Genomic DNA, 16,635 nt, shown 5'->3' with positions numbered 1-16,635 from the left:
TCGGTGCGATCCCGGCACGGCATCCGTACCTCACCCGCGACATACCTCACCGCGAGATGCCGGGCCGAGCGCTCTAAGGTACGGGCATGTCCGTTGACGGGTGGCACAGGCTCCTGGTGCTGGGCGGGATCCGCTCCGGCAAGTCCGAGTTCGCAGAAGCACTGGTGCAGGACGTACCGGATGTCCGTTACGTCGCGACGGCCTCGACCGGCGTCGACGACCCCGAGTGGGCGGCCCGGATCGACGCCCACCGGCTCCGCCGGCCGCCGAGCTGGACGACCGAGGAGGCCAATGCCGACCCGTCCCGGCTCGCCGAACTGCTCGCCGGGGCCGGGCCCGGGGAGACCCTGCTCGTCGACGACCTCGGTGGCTGGGTGACCGTGCTGCTCGACCCGGCGCACCAGCCCGCCGACGACGTCGCCACCATCGGCGAACTCGGCGCCGCGATCCGGGCCTGCCCGGCCCGGCTGGTGCTGGTCAGTCCGGAGGTGGGGCTGTCGACGGTGCCGACGACGCCGCTCGGTCGGGCCTTCGCCGACGCCGTCGGCACCACCAACCGGACGGTCGCCGACGCCTGCGACGCCGTGGTGCTGATGGTCGCCGGGCAGCCGGCCTGGCTCAAGGTCGGCGCCGACCGGCCAGCCCCGGCGGCGGTGCCGGCCGGCGGCCCGAGCCCGGACGCCCGACGGCCGGGCGTGCCGGCCCAGCCCGACCGCGCCGTCCCGGCCGATCCCGGCCCGCCCGCCGACCGGGACACGTCCGCCGACCGTGGCACCACCGCACCGGCCGCTTCGGCCTGGACCGACGTCCTGGGTGCGGTGCCCCAGGTACTCCGGCCCACCGTCGTCCCCGCGCCCCCGGCCGAGCCCTCTCCCTCGGACGGGACCGGCTGGACCGCACCGACCATGGCGCTGCCGATGGTCGCCACCGGCCTGGTCATCCAGGCCGGGATGGACCTGCCGATGCCGGACGAGTACGCCGGTCCCGCCGCCGTCGACCGGCTCGGCACCCTCGACCTGCCCGGCACCGGCCTCGGCCGGCTGGACCGGGTGGTCGCGTTCGCCGCCGCCACGCAGGCCAGCGACACCCCGCAGCCCTGGCGCTCCGTCCGGGTGCTCCTGCTGCACGGCGACCACGCCGGCGGGGCAGCCGCCGGCGCGGTGCCCGGCGAGTCCGCCCGCCGGGCCGAACAGGCGCGGCAGGGAACGGGCCCGATCGCCCGGCTGGCGGCCGAGGCAGACGCCACCCTCCAGGTCGTGGCGGCACCGCAGGCCCGGCCGATGGAGGAGGGCCCGGCGCTGACCGGTGACGAGATCGAGGCGGCCCTGCGCTACGGCTGGCGGCTCGCCGAGGAGGCGGTGGACGCGGGCGCGGATCTGCTGGTGCTCGCCGCCTGCGGCGCCGGTACCGAGGCCGCCGCCGCGGCGGTACTCGCCGCCACATCCGGCGCCGAACCCGCCGCGGTGCTCGGCCGGGTCGTGGCGCACGGCGGCCAGGTCGACGACGAGGCATGGATGCTGCGTTGCGCCGCCGTCCGGGACGCCATGCACCGCACCCGGCGCAGTCCCCGGGACGCCAAGGACGTGCTCGCCGAGTTCGGTGGCGGCGACATCGCGATCGCCACCGGCGTCCTGCTCGGCGCGACGGCCCGGCGTACCCCGGTGCTGCTCGACGGGCCGGTCGGGGTCGCGGCCGGTCTGGTCAGCCGGGACCTCGCCGGCCAGGCCCGGCACTGGTGCCTGCTTCCCGACCACGGCGACCATCCGGGTGTCCGGCTCGGCGCCGACGTGCTCGACCTGGAACCGCTGCTGGATCTGCGGCTCGGGCTCGGTGAAGGGGCCGGCGCGCTGGCCGCGCTGCCGGTGCTGCGCTCCGCGCTGACCCTCGCCGCCACCCTGCCGCCGCATCCCGCCGAGGAGACCGCCGAGACCCCAGCTCCGGCACCCGGCACCGCCGGCTCCGCTCCGGCGCCCGGTCCCGGCGGCACCGGTGCCGCCGATCCGGCGCCCCGGGCCGGGCAGTCGCATCCGGAGAGCCCGCCGGTGCCGGACCCGGCCGAACCGTGGGCCCCTGAACCGGCGACCCCTGAACCGGCGCCACCGGCACCGGAGCGGCCCGGGCGGGACGTCGAGGACGGCCCGGACGACGATCGGGAGTTCGTCGAGCCGCCGCCGGCCGGCCCCGGCCCGACCAGCATCCCGGAGGAGCCGGACCCGGCCGGGGCGGGTCCGGCGACGGACGCGGCGGGCGGCCGGGAGGGTGGGCGCCGCGACGGCGCCACCGTGCCACCGGGTGCCTGAGGGCCGCTTCGCGGCCGGCGGCCGGCTGGCGGTGACCATCTTCACCGTCGCGCCGCTGCGGGCCGACCGGGTCGACCGCGCCTCCGCCGGTACGGCGATGGCCCTGGCGCCGCTCGTCGGCGCGCTGCTCGGCGTGCTCCTCACCGCGGTGCTGGGTGGGCTGGGCACGATCGCCCCACCGCTGGTCGCCGCCGTGCTGACCGTGGCGGCGGCAGCGCTGCTCACCCGCGGACTGCACCTGGACGGGCTTGCCGACACCGTCGACGCGCTCGGCTCCTACCGGTCGCCGGAAGCGGCTCTGCGGATCATGCGGCAGCCGGACGTCGGCCCGTTCGGGGTGGTCGCCCTCCTCCTCGTACTCCTGCTCCAGGCCGCGTCGTTCGCGGCGCTGGCCGGCCGGCCGTGGTCCGCGCTGGTCGCGGCCATGGTCTCCGGGACGGCGGCCGGACGGCTCGCGGTGAGCTGGGCCTGCCGGCGCGGCGTTCCGGCGGCCCGCCCGGACGGGCTCGGCGCGCTGGTCGCCGGCACCGTCGGCCCGGCGACGCTGGTCGGGCTCTCGGCCGCGGTCGCGTTGCTCGCCGTGCCGGCGGTGCCGGGCCGGCCGTGGCAGGGCCCGCTCGCGGTCACCGCGGCGCTGGCCGGCACGCTGCTGCTGCTCCGGCACGTGGTACGCCGGCTCGGCGGCATCACCGGCGACGTGCTCGGCGCCGCCGTCGAAGTGGCCAGCACGCTCTGCTTCCTGGGTCTGGTGCTGGCCGGGTGAGGACGGGCCCGCGGTGCCGTCGCCGGCGGATGGAGAGAGTCCCGACCGGTGTGCCCCGGCGGGGCCGCTCGGACGACCGGCCGGTGCCGACCGGCTGACCGGGCTGCCGTTCGCGGGTAGCGTTCGCGAAAAGGACATCAGATACGAGGACGAGGCCGGCACGCGGCCGAGCGGGGGGACGCAATGCTCATCACGGACGATTTCCTGCCCGTGCCGGTCCCGGAGTCGCTGACCGCGACCTACCTGGTGCCCACCTCCGGCCCGGCCGACCCGGCTCCGGCCGACGCGGTGGCGGCGCTGGGCGGCCGGCTCTCCGGACCGGTGCACGACCTCGCCCGGCAGATGCTGGACAGTCCGCTCATGACGGTCGACACCCGACCGATCGCGGAGTTTCCGCACCTGCCACCGGACCTGCTCACCGCCTTCGGGGCCACCGACACCCAGCTGGCCCGGCTCGACGCCGCCACCGACCTGGTGGTCGTGCAGGCCAGTTACCGGCCCGGCTGGCCACCGGCGCACGAGTGGGCGGCCCGCACGGTGGCCTCCGCCGTCGCCGAGTCGCTCGGCGCGGACGTGGTCGACGTCTTCGCCCTGCAGTTCCTCGACCCGGCTGCGGCGCTGCGCTCGCTGCCGGACGCCGAGGGGCGGGTACGCCTGATCGACTGGGTCCTGGTGCCGTACTCCTCGGACGACGGCGGCCTCTGGTTCACCACCAAGGGACTGCGCCGGTTCGGGCTGCTGGAGTTGCAGGCGCAGGGGGTACCGACCCATCTGACCCGGGCCTGGGGCGCGGTGATGACCGGGGTGGCCCGGCGGCTGCTCCGGGCCTGGACGGACGGACTCGCCGACAGCGAGGTGCCGGCCTTCGTGCAGCTGCCGGTCGTCACCTCGGTCACCGGGCACGACATCGCGGTCGCCTACGGCAATCCGCAACAGCACGACACCACCGGCCCGGCGGCGCTGCGGCTGGAACTCGACCCCGCCACCGACCCGGACGCCGACTCGTTCCTGACCCTGCTGCCGCCCACCGACCATCCCGGGCCGGCCGGGCGGTACTTCGCGGCGGTCTGCGCCGCCCTCTTCGGCGCCACCGCCCAGTCCGACGTCCGGTACGCCCGCCCCGACGACGCGATGGCCCGGGCGATCACGACGGCCCGGGACGGGCTGCCCGGCATCCGGGAGCGCTTCCTCGCCGGCAGCCTGCCGGAGGGGGTGCAGTTGCTTGTCAAGTACGGCCTGCCGACCGACGAGGGGCCGGAGTTCGTCTGGGCCGGGGTCACCTCCTGGACGACTCCGGAGCGGATCGTCGGCGCCAGCGCCAGCGACGCCACGGCGGACCCGACCGTCCGGGTCGGCCAGCCCGTCGTGGTGGACGCCGTCGACGTGGTCGACTGGGCCCTGCTGGACGGCAGCGGCGTGATCGAGGGCGGCTGGACCCAGGCCGTCCTCGACGCCGGGGACCGTTCCCAACGCTGATCCGGCGACCAGCCTCCGGCGGCCGCCCCGGTGGGTGGCTACTTCACGGAGGGCTGGACGAAGGGCGGGCGGGTCACCCGCATCGCCGCGCGCCGGCCGCGTACGTCGATCTCGACCTCGGCGTCCTGCGCCAGTCCCGCATCGCGGTCGAGCAGGGCGAGGGCGATCCCGGCCTTCCGGGTCGGCGAGAAGGTGCCGCTGGTGACCGTGCCTGCGGGCGTACCGTCGGCGGTCAACACCGTCATGCCGGGCCGGGGGATGCCGCGGTCGAGCGCGACCAGCCCCCAGAGGGTGCGCCGGGCCCCGGCCGCCTTCTCGGCGAGCAGCGCCGACCGCCCCCAGAACGCCGGCTTGTCCCAGCCCACCGCCCAACCCAGCCGGGCCTGCACCGGGCTGATCTCCGGGGAGAGGTCCTGGCCGTGCAGCGGGTAACCCATCTCGGTGCGCAGGGTGTCCCGGGCGCCCAGGCCACAGGTGCGGATCCCGTACGGCTCGCCGGCCGCGAGCAGCGCGTCCCAGACCGCGGTCGCCGCCTCGGCCGGCACCACCAGCTCGTAGCCGTGCTCGCCGGTGTAACCGGTCCGGCAGACCACCAGCGAGACCGGGCCGCCCAGCCCGGTGGCGGCCCCGGCGGTGGAGAAGCTCAGCTCGGCGGTGGAGAAGCTCATGTAGTCGTGTCCGGTAGGCAGTCCGAGGGCGCCGAGCAGCTCCGCCGAGCGCGGCCCCTGCACCGCCAGTACGGCGTACGCGTCGTGCTCGTCGGTGACGGTGATACCGGCCGGGGCGGCGGCGCGCAGCCGGCGTACCACCTCGGCGGTGTTGGCGGCGTTCGGGACCAGGAAGACGTGCTCGGGGTCGTGGAGGTAGGCGATGATGTCGTCCACCACCCCGCCGGTGGCGTCGTCGCAGCAGAGCGTGTACTGCGCCCGTCCCGGCCCGATCCGGCCCAGGTCGTTGCTGAGGCAGGCGTTGACGAAGTCCGCCGCCCCGGGGCCGGTGATCCGGGCCTTGCCCAGGTGGGAGACGTCGAAGACGCCCACCGCGGTACGCACCGCCGTGTGCTCCCGGAGGACGCCGCCGCCGGCGTACTCCAGTGGCATGGACCAGCCGCCGAAGGCGGCGAACTTGGCGCCGAGCGCGGCGTGCCGCTCGTGCAGCGGCGAGTGGCGGAGCTGGCCGGCGACGCTTTCCGGGAGCTGGTCGGCGGGGTGTTCCGGGGTCTGGCCGGTCGTCTGGGTCGGGTCGGTCATGGGTCGCAACCTACCTGCGATCCGGCCCATGGTTAGCATCGGCGGGACCCGTCCGGCGGACCGTCGGCGGGACAGCCCGTTCGTCCGGCCTGTAAGTTGCGCCGGAGACCCACTTCGCCGGGCCGCACCCACGCGGCCGGCCACGCCCGTCCGGAGCCGCGTAGTGACATCGCCCAGCACAACCCTCAGCCTGGTCGACACCGACCCCGCCGAACTCGCCGTCGACGCCATCGTCATCGGGTTGCACAGCCAGACGGTGGACGCGGTGGAATCCGCGCGGAGCAGCGACTTCGCCGGGACCCTGCTCCTCGCCACCGGTGCGGAGAGCATCGCCGCGGCGTTCGACGGCCGGCTCACCGAGACCCTGGCGCTGCTGGGCGCCACCGGCGGTCCGGGTGAAGTGATCAAGCTCGCCACCCTGGGCACGATCACCGCGCCGCTGGTCGTCGCCGTCGGGCTCGGCCCCGAGCCGACCGGCGCGGCACCGGCACCGGAGGTCCTCCGCCGGGGCGCCGCCTCGGCCGTGCGGGCGCTGGCCGGCGCCGAGCGGGTCGCGCTGACCCTGCCGGTGCCGGACGACGAGGACGCCCCGGCCGCGCTGCGCGCCATCGCCGAGGGGGGCCTGCTCGGGGCGTACCGGTTCGCCGGTTACAAGACCCGGCCGCAGCCGACCCGGCGGCCACCGGTGGCGGCGATCGCGGTACACGTCCCGGACGCCGGTGACGACCGGGCCCGCGTGGAGATCGGCCGGGCCGGCGTGGTGGCCCGGGCGGTCTGCCGGAGCCGGGACTGGGTCAACACCGCCCCCAACGAGCTGCGCCCGCCGTCCTTCGCCGACTCGGTGGCCACCGCCGCCCGGGAGGCCGGGCTCGGCGTGGAGGTCCTCGACGAGCAGGCCCTGGCCGCCGGAGGCTACGGCGGCATCCTCGCCGTCGGGCTGGGCTCGGCGGCGCCGCCCCGGCTGGTGAAGCTCAGCTACGACCCGGCGACCGCCGGGGCCGGCGGGTCGGTGAAGCGGCTCGCGCTGGTCGGCAAGGGCATCACCTTCGACACCGGCGGCGTGTCGATCAAGCCCGCCCAGGGCATGTGGGAGATGAAGTCCGACATGGCCGGCGCGGCGGCGGTCGCCGCCACCATGCTCGCCGTCGCCGAGCTGAAGCCGGCCGTCGCGGTGACCGCGTACCTGCCGATGGCCGAGAACATGCCGTCGGGCACGGCGTACCGGCCGGGCGACGTGGTGACGATGTACAACGGCAAGCGGGTCGAGGTGCTCAACACCGACGCCGAGGGCCGGATGGTCCTCGGCGACGCCATGGCGCGGGCCTGCGAGGACGGCTGTGACTACCTGGTCGAGACCTCGACGCTGACCGGCGGCCAGGTGGTGGCGCTGGGCAAGCGGGTGGCCGGCGTGATGGGCAGCACCGAGCTCTGCCAGCGGGTCCAGCAGGCCGGCGAGACGGCCGGAGAGCCGACGTGGCCGATGCCGCTGCCGGACGACGTCCGGAAGGGAATGGACTCGGAGGTCGCGGACATCTCCCAGGTGAACGCGACGATGGACCGCGCCGGCCACATGCTGCAGGGTGGCGTCTTCCTGCGGGAGTTCGTCGCCGACGAGGTGCCGTGGGCGCACATCGACATCGCCGGGCCGAGCTACCACTCCGGCGAGCCGACCGGCTACTGGACGAAGGGTGGCACCGGGGTGCCGGTGCGTACCCTGCTGGAGCTGGTCGACGACATCGCGGCCAACGACTGACGGACCGGCCGCCGGTCCCGCCGGATGGCGGCGGGACCGGCCCCCTGCGGGGTCGCCGGCTCCCGGCGGGTCAGCCGCTCGCGCGCTTGCGTCAGCCGGCTCGCCCGCTCGCGTCAGCCGCTCGCCCGCTTGCGACGCTCGTTGAAGTCGCGCATCCGCTGTGGGTAGCCGACCAGCCGGACGTCGTAGACCGGGATGGCCATCCGGTGGGCGAACCGGCGGGCCCCGTCCGGGCCGTCGATCCGGCGCCGCGTCCACTCACCGTCGTGCGCGATCAACATCACGGTGGTCTCGGTCACGGTCGTGCGAGGCTCGATGAACGCCTCGACGCCGCGCTTCGACCGGACAAACTGTTCAAGATGGTCAAGATCCGCACGGCTGGCGGGGCGATCACCCGCCGTGACAACCGCCTTCTTACGTCGGCGAAACCAGGCCACCCGATCCTCTCCTCCCCGGCACGGCCGCCGCACGGCGAAACCGGCGACTTCCGGCAAGCGTACGTCCCCACGACGTGTCCTTGGGCACCTCGGTACGCGGTCCGCTTCCACTAGTGACAAGATGACCGAGGTGGGCGCTCCCCGGTTCTGCTCGGCCGTCCGGGAAAAGTCCACGCCGCACCGGCCGGAAGACCCCGGTCGCGGGCGGCGGTATGCCCGGTTGACCGGCATCACCCTCGTAGCAGCGACGCGACCTGGGAGTTAACTGTGAGCGAGCCGAACGGCGGAACGTTCGACGTCGTCATCCTCGGAGGTGGCAGCGGCGGGTACGCGGCGGCACTGCGTGCCGCCCAACTGGACCTCTCGGTCGCGATGATCGAGAAGGGCAAGGTCGGCGGCACCTGCCTGCACAACGGCTGCATCCCGACCAAGGCGCTGCTGCACGCGGCGGAGATCGCCGACCAGACCCGCGAGTCGGAGCAGTTCGGCATCAAGGCCGAGCTGGTCGGCGTCGACATGTCCGGCGTGAACGCCTACAAGGACGGCGTGATCTCCCGGCTCTACAAGGGCCTGCAGGGGCTGATCAAGGGCGCCAAGATCACCCTGGTGGAGGGCGAGGGCCGGCTGGTCTCCCCGGACACCGTCGAGGCGAACGGCGCCCGCTACACCGGCCGCAACGTCGTGCTCGCCTCCGGCTCGTACGCCCGGACCCTCCCCGGCCTGGAGATCGACGGCGAGCGGGTGATCACCAGCGACCACGCGCTGACCCTGGACCGGGTGCCGACCTCGGCGATCGTGCTCGGCGGTGGCGTGATCGGCGTCGAGTTCGCCAGCGTCTGGAAGTCCTTCGGCGTGGACGTCACGATCATCGAGGCGCTGCCCCGACTGGTGGCGGCCGAGGACGAGGAGTCCTCCAAGGCGCTGGAGCGGGCGTTCCGCAAGCGCGGCATCGCGTTCAAGACCGGCAAGCGGTTCGAGAAGGTCGAGCACACCGAGAAGGGTGTCAGGGTCACCATCGAGGGCGGTGACACCTTCGAGGCCGAGGTGCTGCTCGTCGCGGTCGGCCGCGGGCCGAACACCGCCAACCTCGGTTACGAGGAGCAGGGCGTCAAGCTCGACCGGGGCTTCGTGCTGACCGACGAGCGGCTGCGGACCGGCGTGCCGAACGTCTACGCGGTCGGCGACATCGTGCCCGGCCTCCAGCTCGCGCACCGCGGCTTCCAGCAGGGGATCTTCGTGGCCGAGGAGATCGCCGGTCGCAACCCGGCCGTGATCGACGAGAACGGCATCCCCCGGGTCACCTACTCCGACCCCGAGCTGGCCTCGGTCGGGCTCACCGAGGCCAGGGCCAGGGAGCAGTACGGCGCCGACAAGGTCAAGACCTACAACTACAACCTCGGTGGCAACGGCAAGAGCCAGATCCTGAGGACCGCCGGCTTCGTCAAGCTGGTCAGGGTCGACGACGGCCCCGTGGTCGGCGTGCACATGGTCGGCGCCCGGGTCGGTGAACTGGTCGGCGAGGCGCAGCTCATCTTCAACTGGGAGGCGTACCCGGCCGAGGTGGCGCAACTCGTCCACGCCCACCCCACCCAGAGCGAGGCGCTCGGCGAGGCCCACCTCGCCCTGGCCGGCAAGCCGCTGCACGCACACGCCTGACCACAGAAATCTCCGCGCCGGCCCGGCGACCACCGGGCCAGGACCGCACAGGCCACGAAGGAGTCTTGAAACATGCCGGTATCGGTCACCATGCCCCGGCTGGGCGAGAGCGTCACCGAGGGCACCGTAACCCGGTGGCTCAAGCAGGAGGGCGACCGGGTCGAGGTCGACGAGCCCCTGCTCGAGGTCTCCACCGACAAGGTCGACACCGAGATCCCCTCCCCGGCGGCCGGCGTGCTGGCCCGGATCGTGGTCAGCGAGGACGAGACCGCCGAGGTCGGCAGCGAGCTCGCGGTGATCGACGGTGACGGCGAGTCGGCCGGCGAGACCGCACCGGCACAGTCGGAACAGGCCGAGCCTGCGCAGCCGGAACAGGCCGAGCAGGTCGCGCCGCAGGCCGACGCGGAGGAGCAGGCCGCGCCGCAGGCGGAGCAGGCCGGCGCGGAGGAGCAGGCCGAGCCGGAGACGGTGTCGGCCCAGACCGCACCGGCCGGCGACTCGGGCACCGTCCTCAAGATGCCGGCGCTCGGCGAGAGCGTCACCGAGGGCACGGTGACCCGCTGGCTGAAGGAGGTCGGCGACACCGTCGAGGCCGACGAGCCGCTGGTCGAGGTCTCCACCGACAAGGTCGACACCGAGATCCCCTCCCCGGCGGCCGGCACGCTGCTGGAGATTCGGGTCGGCCAGGACGAGACCGCCCCGGTCGGCGCCGACCTGGCGGTGATCGGCACGCCCGGTGGCGCCGCTCCCGCCCAGCCGGAGCGGCCGGCGGCCGAGCCCGCCACGCCCGCCCCGGAGCCGGAGCAGGCCGCCACCGGGGCCCCGAAGCCCGCACCCGCGCCGGAGCAGCCGGCCGCCGAACCGGCCCCGGCGGAACAGCCGACCGGCACGGCGCAGCCCGGCGCGTCGTACCAGACCCCGGCGCCGGAGACCGAGCGCTCCGAGCAGCCGGCCCGGACCGAGCGGTCGGCCCAGCCGTCGGCACCGCGTACCCCGGCCCCCGCGCCGGCCGGCGGCCCGTCGACCGAGAACGGTGCCGGGTACGTGACCCCGCTGGTCCGCAAGCTCGCCAACGACCAGGGCGTCGACCTCGCCACGCTGACCGGGACCGGTGTCGGTGGCCGGATCCGCAAGCAGGACGTACTCGCGGCGGCGGAAGCGGCCCGCGCGGCCAAGCAGGCGCAGCCCGCCGCACCCGCCGCCGAGCCGGCCGCGCCCGCCCCGAAGGCGGCACCCAGCCCGCTGCGCGGCAGCACCCAGAAGCTGCCCCGGATCCGCGCGGTCATCGCCAAGCGGATGCAGCAGTCGCTGCACGAGATGGCGCAGCTCACCACCGTCGTCGAGGTGGACGTCACCAAGGTGGCCAGGCTGCGGGCCCGGGCCAAGGACAGCTTCCTGGAGCGACACGGCGTCAAGCTGTCGTTCCTGCCGTTCTTCGCGCTCGCCGCCGTCGAGGCGTTGCAGACCTACCCGGTGGTCAACGCCCGGATGGACCTTGAGGCGGGGACGATCACCTATCCGGAGGCGGAGCACCTGGGCATCGCCGTGGACACCGAGCGCGGGCTGATGGTGCCGGTGATCCACAACGCCGGTGACCTGAACCTGGCCGGGATCGCCCGGCGGGTCGCCGACCTCGCCGAGCGGACCCGGACCAACAAGATCAGCCCGGACGAGATCGCCGGCGCCACCTTCACGCTGACCAACACCGGCAGCCGGGGTGCGCTCTTCGACACGCCGATCGTCCCGGCGCCGCAGTCCGCGATGCTCGGCACCGGCTCGGTGGTCAAGCGCCCGATGGTGATCACCGACCCGCAGCTCGGCGAGGTGATCGCGCCGCGTTCGATGGTGTATCTGGCGCTCTCCTACGACCACCGGCTGGTCGACGGTGCGGACGCCGCCCGGTTCCTGACCGCGATCAAGGAGCGGCTGGAGGCGGGCCAGTTCGAGGCCGAACTCGGCCTGGCCTGACCAGCAGCCGCACCGGCGCGTCGCACGGGGTGCCCGGCCGTCGGCCGGGCGCCCCGTCGTCGGTACGCCGGCCGCCGGCGCCTTCGACCAGCCGCGCCGGACGGCTTCGCCCGGCCTGCGCGGCCGACGATCCGGCGTGCGCGAAGATGAGGCATGCGGATCGTGATTGCCGGCGCGTCCGGCTGGCTCGGCACCCACCTGACCGATCGGCTCCGGACGGCGGGCCACGACATCGTCCGGCTGGTCCGGCGCCCGGCGCGCGGCCCGGACGAGGTCCGGTGGGATCCGGCCGCCGGGCAGTTGGAGCCGGCGGCGCTCGCCGAGGTCTCCGCCGTGGTCAACCTGGCCGGCGCCAACATCGGCGACCAGCGCTGGACGCCCCGCTTCAAGGAGGTGCTCCGGGCCAGCCGGGTCGACACGACCGCGACGCTGGCCCGGGCGATCGCCGCGCTGCCGGCCGAGCGCCGGCCCGGCGCACTGCTCAACGGCTCGGCGATCGGCTGGTACGGCGACACCGGCGACCGGCCGGTCGAAGAGGACGCTCCTGCCGGCGACGGCTTCATGGCCGATCTGTGCCGGGTCTGGGAGGCCGCGACCGCCCCTGCCGAACATGCCGGAGTGCGGGTGGTACGGCTGCGCACCGGCCTGCCGCTGGAGCACACCGGTGGCCTGCTCAAGCCGCAACTGCTGCCGTACCGGCTCGGCATCGGGGGCAGGTTCGGCAGCGGCCGGCAGTGGATTCCGTGGATCTCGATGGCCGACTGGCTGGCCGCGACGACCTTCCTGCTCGACCGCGAGGAGATCGCCGGACCGGTGAACGTCGTCGGTCCCGCCCCGGTGACGAATGCCGAGTTCACGAGGGCGCTGGGCCGGGCACTGCACCGGCCTGCGGTGCTGCCGGTGCCGGCGATCGCCCTGCGGATCCTGCTCGGTGAGATGTCGACCGAGCCGCTACGCAGCCTCCGGGTGCTGCCCGGCGTACTCGACCGGGCCGGCTTCCGGTTCGAGCATCCCGACCTGGCGGGCGCGCTGGCGGCGGCGCTACCCGAGCGCTGATCGCACGGCGCCACCCGCTCTCCCCGTTACGGGAACGAGCCAGCAAAAGCGAGGAGGCGTGCAAAAGTAATTTCACCGCCCCTACCGGGCAGAGCCGCGCCGCGAGCGGCGCCGTCAGGCTGGAGACTCAATGAGCGCGCAGGACCGGATCGGTCACCCGGCAACCACCCCGCGGCAGGCCCGAACCGCCACTGCCATCCGGCAGGCCCGACGGGCCACCGGCCCACTCGCGCTCTCCCTCGCGCTGGCGCTCTCCGTCGCTGTGGCGGTCGCCGGTCCGGCGGCGGGGGTGGCCGGCGCCCCGGCACCCGCCTCGGACAGGGCGGCGTCAACGGCACCTCTCCGCACATCCGGCGGGACGGCGGCCCCGGCTGCCACCCCTGCGCCGCCGGATCCCGGCACCGTCACCTTCCGGGTCGTACCCGCGCCAACGCCCACCCCACCGACGCCCACACCGCAACCAACGACATCGCAGCCGCCCACGCCGTGGCCGACGCCCGCCGAGCAGCTCCCGGTCACCGGAGGCGCCGGCCCGATCCCGAACTGGCTGCCCGCGCTCGGCGCGCTGCTGGTGTTCACGGGCGGCCTGGCCGTCGCCGTCGCCCGCCGCGGACGGCGGCCCGACGGCGTGGGGCCGACCGGATAACCGGCCTGGCCCCGCGCCACTCCGGTCAGCGGCGACCCCGGACGATCGCGGTCAGCAGTCGCGCAGCTCCGGTGACTGGTTGCGGAGCTGGGCGACCGGCGAGACGAACCACCGGTACGTCGTGCCGCCGACCGCCCCCGGCCGGAACGCGGCCACCCGGTGGCAGTTCTGGAACGCGAGCCGTACTCCGAAGTGGCGTTCCAGCCCTCCCCGGATGGCGTCGCTGGCCAGTGCGCGGAGCAGCTGGCCCCGTTCCGCCTCACCCGGCGGCGGCACGGCGTGGTCGGCGTAGTCGGCCGTGGTCGCGTGGACCCGGGCCGAGACCTCGGAAACCACCGCCCAGGCATACGGCAGGGACTGCCGGACGCAGTCGACGAACTCCCTGTCGTCGACCTGGCCGGCCTCGGCCCGCTCCAGCAGTGCGGCGGGTACGTCCAGGGACATCTTTCTCTCCTCCCGTCGGGGATCACCGGACCGGCGTCGTCGGCCCGGCCACGTCGGTGGCCGGGCCGCCTCCGCCTCCGTCGCCTCGAACGTCATCCCGAGATGGTGGTTGACGCGCCATCTGCGACGTTAATCCAATTGGAAATCATTTCCATGGGATCCGTCAAGGATGGCCGCTTGATCGGCGTGTCGACCGAGGGTTGGTAACCTCCGGCCCGTGCCGCTCACCCCGCCCGCGCTCGCCGGGCCGACTCCCCGACCGTCGCACCCGCCCGCCGGCGGGCGGTCGGCCCGTCGCCGCGCCGACCTGCTCGTCGCGCTGATCGCGATCGCCGGAGCGAGCTGGGTCACCAGTGGACTCTGGCCCGACCCGGCCGGGCGGGCCGTCACCGTCAACTCCAGCGACCAGGCTCTCTTCGAGTGGCTGCTCGCATACGGCGCGCACGCCCTCACCCACGGGCAGGACCCGTTCTTCACCGATCTGCTGAACGTCCCCGACGGGGTGAACCTGGCGGTCAACACCTCGATCACGGTCTACGCCGTCGTCTTCGCCCCGCTCATCTACCTGGTCGGGGCTCCGACGACCTTCCTGGTGATCCTCACCGGCAACCTCGCCGCCACGGCGTTCGGATGGTACTGGTTGCTCTCCCGGCACCTCGCCCGGAGCACTCCGGCCGCGATCCTCGGCGGGCTCTTCATCGGCTTCTCCCCCGGCATCGTGGCGCACGCGAACGCGCACCTGAACTGGAGCGCCGGCTGGATCGTCCCGATGCTGCTCTGGGGCGTACTCCGGCTGCGCCGGCCCGGCCGATGGCGCTCCGGCGGGCTCCTGCTCGGGACACTGGTCGCGGTCGCCTTCTCCATCGCCGCCGAGGGGCTCTTCTTCACCGCGCTGGCCTGCGGAGTCTTCTTCGGCACCTGGGCGCTGGACCCGGCCCGCCGCGCCGAGGCCCGAGCCGTGCTGCCGGACTTCCTACGCGGGCTCGGGGTCACCGCGCTGGTGGCGTTCGCGCTGCTGGCGTACCCGCTGTGGCTGCACTTCCTCGGCCCGCAGCGGTTCCACGGCACCGGCTTCGACCCGGTCATCCACGCCGAGGACATCGCCGCGTACGGGGCGTACCCGCAGCGGACGCTGGCCGGGGAGGCGGGGCTCGGCACCACGCTGGCCCCGAACCCGACCGAGGAGAACTCCTTCCTCGGGCTGCCCCTGCTGGTGCTGGCCGTGTTCTGCTTCGTCGTGCTCTGGCGGCGTGCCGCACCGGAGCGCCGGGCCACCCTGCGGGCGCTCGGCGTCTCCATCGCGGTCTTCACGGTGCTCTCCTGGGGACCCCGGGTGAAGATCTTCGGGATGCACACCGACGTCCCGCTGCCGTACGCCCTCCTCGGGCACCTGCCGGTCTTCAACGCAGCCCTGCCGTCCCGGCTGGCCCTGGTGGTGACTCCGCTGGTCGGGCTCGTCCTCGCGCACACCGTGGACCTGCTGCGCGCCGCCCCGCCATCCCGGCGGGCCCGGATCGGCTGGCTCGCCGGGTATGCCGTGGCACTCCTGCCGCTGCTGCCGGTGCCGCTGCTGACCTCGCAGCGGGCACCGATACCCGAGTTCGTCGCCTCCGGCACCTGGCGGCAGTACGTCTCCCCGGGCGGGGTGCTGACGCCGCTGCCGCTCACCCTGGACCTGACCCCCGACGGGCAGCGCTGGCAGGCGTACGCCCTCAGCCACCGGCAGGGCGAGTTCCGCATCCCCGCCGGCTTCTTCCTCGGCCCGGGTGGGCCGGACGACCGGGGGCGGATCGGGCCGGTGCCCCGGGCCACCGACACGCTGCTGTTGCGGGTGGCCGAGACCGGCGAGCGGCCGGTGATCACCGACGCCGACCGGGAGGCCGCCCGGGCCGACCTGGCCTACTGGCGGGTCGACGCGGTGGTGCTGCCCGACCGCGTGCACGGGTCGAAGTTCCCGATCCACGTCGACGCGCTGCGCGACGTCACCACCGACCTGCTCGGCCCGCCGCAACGGGTCGCCGACGTCTGGCTCTGGCGCCTCGCCCGGTGACCGCTCGTGATCGGGTAGCCTCCGGCCTGCGCGGGCGAGCCGGACGCTACCCGACGACCGGCGATCCGGCCCGGCCGGTGACTCCGGCCACGTGCGGGGGCGACCGCTCGGTAGCGGACTACCCTGGAGGTGTGGGTAGCACTGGCACGGTGGGCAGCACGGCAGCGGTGACCGGCGTCGCCGGTGGCGCCGGGGAGTTGACCAGTGTCCGGCTCGGCACCATCGACTATCTGGCGGCCTGGGACGAGCAGCGCCGGATGCACGAGGCCGTGGTCACCGGGGAGCGGCCGGACAGCGTACTGCTGCTCGAACATCCGAGCGTCTACACCGCCGGCAAGCGCACCGAGCCCTGGGACCGGCCGATGGACGGCACGCCCGTGATCGACGTGGACCGGGGCGGCAAGATCACCTGGCACGGGCCGGGCCAGCTCGTCGGTTATCCGATCCTCAAGCTCCCCGGCGCGGAGAGCGGCCTGCCGGTGGACGTCGTGGCCTTCGTCCGGCGCACCGAGCAGTTGTTGCTCGACGTCTGCGCCGAGTTGGGGCTCGGCACCGTCATGCTGGTCGAGGGGCGCAGCGGGGTCTGGGTGCCGGCCGACGAACGCGGCCCGGAGCGCAAGGTCGCCGCGATCGGCATTCGGGTGGCCCGGGGCGTGACCCAGCACGGCTTCTCGATCAACTGCGACTGCGACCTCTCCGCGTACGACCGGATCGTCGCCTGCGGGCTGCGCGACGCCGGTGTCACCTCGCTCAGCGCGGAGCTGGGCCGCCCCGTCACGGTCGCCGAGGTCCTGCCGGTGGTCGAGCGCCACCTGCCGACCCTGCTCCCCTGACCC

Annotated in this window: 13 protein-coding genes; 10 read left to right on the top strand and 3 right to left on the bottom strand. The window is 74.6% G+C overall.

Going from position 1 to position 16,635, the window contains the following annotated elements; all coding sequences use genetic code 11:
• The first annotated feature begins 86 nt into the window (after nucleotides 1-86).
• From ACN28C_RS14255 to ACN28C_RS14245, 3 genes are all read left to right on the top strand, one after another.
• Nucleotides 87-2,300: a bifunctional adenosylcobinamide kinase/adenosylcobinamide-phosphate guanylyltransferase gene (locus ACN28C_RS14255; RefSeq protein ID WP_422773941.1), complete on the top strand. Its 2,214-nt coding sequence runs from the start codon at nucleotides 87-89 to the stop codon at nucleotides 2,298-2,300.
• Nucleotides 2,293-3,063, top strand: coding sequence for an adenosylcobinamide-GDP ribazoletransferase (locus ACN28C_RS14250; protein WP_422773940.1), 771 nt, complete (start codon nucleotides 2,293-2,295; stop codon nucleotides 3,061-3,063). Before ACN28C_RS14255 ends, ACN28C_RS14250 begins: the two co-directional genes overlap by 8 nt.
• Before the next feature lie 183 nt (nucleotides 3,064-3,246).
• Complete coding sequence (locus ACN28C_RS14245) at nucleotides 3,247-4,539, top strand: DUF2314 domain-containing protein (protein WP_422773939.1); 1,293 nt, start codon at nucleotides 3,247-3,249, stop codon at nucleotides 4,537-4,539.
• A 38-nt stretch (nucleotides 4,540-4,577) separates the two neighbouring features.
• Here ACN28C_RS14245 and gcvT read toward each other — a convergent pair whose 3' ends face one another.
• On the bottom strand, nucleotides 4,578-5,828 hold the full coding sequence (gene gcvT, locus ACN28C_RS14240; protein ID WP_422773938.1) for a glycine cleavage system aminomethyltransferase GcvT: 1,251 nt from the start codon (nucleotides 5,826-5,828) through the stop codon (nucleotides 4,578-4,580).
• Nucleotides 5,829-5,952: 124 nt separating this feature from the next.
• Between gcvT and ACN28C_RS14235 the strand changes: the two genes are divergently transcribed.
• Nucleotides 5,953-7,542, top strand: coding sequence for a leucyl aminopeptidase (locus ACN28C_RS14235; RefSeq protein ID WP_422773937.1), 1,590 nt, complete (start codon nucleotides 5,953-5,955; stop codon nucleotides 7,540-7,542).
• Nucleotides 7,543-7,655: 113 nt separating this feature from the next.
• Here ACN28C_RS14235 and ACN28C_RS14230 read toward each other — a convergent pair whose 3' ends face one another.
• Nucleotides 7,656-7,979, bottom strand: coding sequence for a hypothetical protein (locus ACN28C_RS14230; RefSeq protein ID WP_422774661.1), 324 nt, complete (start codon nucleotides 7,977-7,979; stop codon nucleotides 7,656-7,658).
• A 267-nt stretch (nucleotides 7,980-8,246) separates the two neighbouring features.
• On the opposite strand from ACN28C_RS14230, the gene lpdA reads away from it, so the two are divergent.
• The 4 genes from lpdA to ACN28C_RS14210 all read left to right on the top strand — a co-directional run bounded on the left by lpdA (nucleotide 8,247) and on the right by ACN28C_RS14210 (nucleotide 13,305).
• On the top strand, nucleotides 8,247-9,635 hold the full coding sequence (lpdA, locus tag ACN28C_RS14225; RefSeq protein WP_422773936.1) for a dihydrolipoyl dehydrogenase: 1,389 nt from the start codon (nucleotides 8,247-8,249) through the stop codon (nucleotides 9,633-9,635).
• A gap of 72 nt (nucleotides 9,636-9,707) precedes the next feature.
• Entirely contained in the window at nucleotides 9,708-11,603 is a 1,896-nt protein-coding gene (gene sucB / locus ACN28C_RS14220) for a 2-oxoglutarate dehydrogenase, E2 component, dihydrolipoamide succinyltransferase (protein ID WP_422773935.1), read from the top strand.
• 153 nt (nucleotides 11,604-11,756) lie between these two features.
• Nucleotides 11,757-12,659 carry a TIGR01777 family oxidoreductase gene (locus ACN28C_RS14215; RefSeq protein WP_422773934.1) on the top strand — a complete coding sequence of 301 codons (903 nt, stop codon included), beginning with the start codon at nucleotides 11,757-11,759 and terminating at the stop codon, nucleotides 12,657-12,659.
• 130 nt (nucleotides 12,660-12,789) lie between these two features.
• Nucleotides 12,790-13,305, top strand: a complete 516-nt coding sequence (locus ACN28C_RS14210; protein WP_422773933.1) for a hypothetical protein — start codon at nucleotides 12,790-12,792, stop codon at nucleotides 13,303-13,305.
• Nucleotides 13,306-13,356: 51 nt separating this feature from the next.
• On the opposite strand, the gene ACN28C_RS14205 is transcribed toward ACN28C_RS14210, so the two are convergent.
• The gene (locus tag ACN28C_RS14205) at nucleotides 13,357-13,749 is read right to left on the bottom strand and encodes an SCO5389 family protein (RefSeq protein WP_422774660.1); all 393 of its coding nucleotides are present in this window, start codon (nucleotides 13,747-13,749) and stop codon (nucleotides 13,357-13,359) included.
• A gap of 217 nt (nucleotides 13,750-13,966) precedes the next feature.
• Between ACN28C_RS14205 and ACN28C_RS14200 the strand changes: the two genes are divergently transcribed.
• Both ACN28C_RS14200 and lipB read left to right on the top strand, forming a co-directional pair.
• Nucleotides 13,967-15,799 carry a DUF2079 domain-containing protein gene (locus tag ACN28C_RS14200; protein ID WP_422773932.1) on the top strand — a complete coding sequence of 611 codons (1,833 nt, stop codon included), beginning with the start codon at nucleotides 13,967-13,969 and terminating at the stop codon, nucleotides 15,797-15,799.
• 167 nt (nucleotides 15,800-15,966) lie between these two features.
• Nucleotides 15,967-16,632 carry a lipoyl(octanoyl) transferase LipB gene (gene lipB, locus ACN28C_RS14195; protein WP_422774659.1) on the top strand — a complete coding sequence of 222 codons (666 nt, stop codon included), beginning with the start codon at nucleotides 15,967-15,969 and terminating at the stop codon, nucleotides 16,630-16,632.
• Nucleotides 16,633-16,635 lie beyond the last annotated feature (3 nt).

The sequence above is a fragment of the Plantactinospora sp. WMMC1484 genome, assembly GCF_049315195.1.
Classification (GTDB): Bacteria; Actinomycetota; Actinomycetes; order Mycobacteriales; family Micromonosporaceae; genus Plantactinospora.
The sequence above is the reverse complement of the archived record's forward strand: the minus strand, read 5'-3'. Positions and strand labels throughout refer to the sequence as shown.